Annotated in this window: 1 protein-coding gene; it reads right to left on the reverse strand. The window is 59.0% G+C overall.

The features are described 5' to 3' along the window. Positions 1-145: 145 nt before the first annotated feature. Positions 146-1,519: glycine cleavage T C-terminal barrel domain-containing protein (locus RCCGE510_RS32360; RefSeq protein WP_007637685.1), on the reverse strand; the 1,374-nt coding region annotated here is incomplete at its 5' end.

Here is a 1,519-nt window from a genome sequence, read left to right on the forward strand (position 1 = left end):
GTCAGCCACTCCGTGGTGCCCGCACCCTTGAAGCCTGTTCGCCCGAACCGGGAAAAATCACGGATGATAATGCCTGCGTCATTTCGGACCGGGGCCGCTTTGTCGAACCGGTGGCCGAACGGGCTTTTTGCAATAGCGCCCATGTTCACATCTCCTGCCGCAGGTTTTCGGGATCGTAGAAATGAGAAGAGACGACTTCGGCCTGGTGCTCGACACCGTCACTCGAGCGCAGGGAAATTCGGCTTCCAAGGCTCGCATCAAGCCGGTCAGCGTAGGCCAATCCGATGACCTTTCCCAAAGTTGGAGAGTACACGATCGACGTTATGAACCCAACGATCGATCCGCTTTTCACGACGAGGTTGGATTCCTGGAGCCCGGAGGCAGGCATCCGATCAATCGCGAATCCGACGAGCTTTCGGCTCGACAGCGTCTTGCTGCGAAGCTCCAGGCTGCGCTTTCCGATGAAGAAGGGCTTGGAATTGGCGACCGCCCAGTTCATGTCCAGTTCCTCCGGCGTTGTCATGCCGTCGGTGTCCTGGCCGATGATCACGTGCCCCTTTTCGAGCCGCATCAGTCTCTGCGCTTCGAGACCGAAGGGCTGAATTCCGAGGGCTTGTCCCGCTTCCCCTATGGCTCGCCAAAGCTCTGCGCCGAAGCGGGAAGGGACATGGATCTCGTAGCCAAGTTCTCCGATGAAGCCGACCCGGAACACACGTGACGGAATGCCCGCCACCTTTCCTTCCCGGTAGGCGAGATAGGGGAAATCCTGTGACGACAGAGCGATGTCATCGGTCAGCTTTTCCAGGACTTTGCGGGCATTGGGTCCCGCGAGGTTAACCCCCGAATATGCGGCCGTGACGTTGGCAATATCCACGTCGAGGCGCCATTGGGCGTTCCACCACAACATGTTGCGGTAGATGCGATCGACACCCGTCGTGGTCGCCGTGACGTAGAAGTACTGTTCTCCGCGACGGCACGCGACGCCGTCATCGATCACGGTGCCCGCCTCATTCGTCATCAGGAGATATCGTGTCTTGCCGATGGGTAGCTTGACGTAGGCAAACGTATACATCCGGTTCAGAAACTCTGCCGCATCGGGACCGCGGATATCCAGGCCGCCCAACGTCGACACGTCGATCATGCCGACATTGTTTCTGACATTCAGCGCCTCTTCCGCGATGAGCTTCTTGTCGTCTTGTCCGCGACCGTAAAATGCCGGCCGCATCCAATTGCCGGCCAGGAGCCACGATGCCCCTTGAGCCGCATGCTGTTCATGCATCGGTGTTCGACGCATCGGCGTGAACTTACGTCCCGCCAGCGTTGCAATTTTCTCGGTGGTAACGGGAGGGCGCGCGGTCGTGACGCCGACGTCGCTGATGGAGCGCTTGGTCTCTTTCGCGACGATCATTGCTGTCGCCAAGGCGGCGTGGCGGCCTTGGCTAGGCCCCATACCAACCGTCGAGAAACGCTTTACCAGTTCAAGTTCACGGTAGCCGTCCGCGATCGCATTTTTGATGTC

This window comes from Rhizobium sp. CCGE 510 (assembly GCF_000292525.1).
GTDB lineage: Bacteria > Pseudomonadota > Alphaproteobacteria > Rhizobiales > Rhizobiaceae > Rhizobium.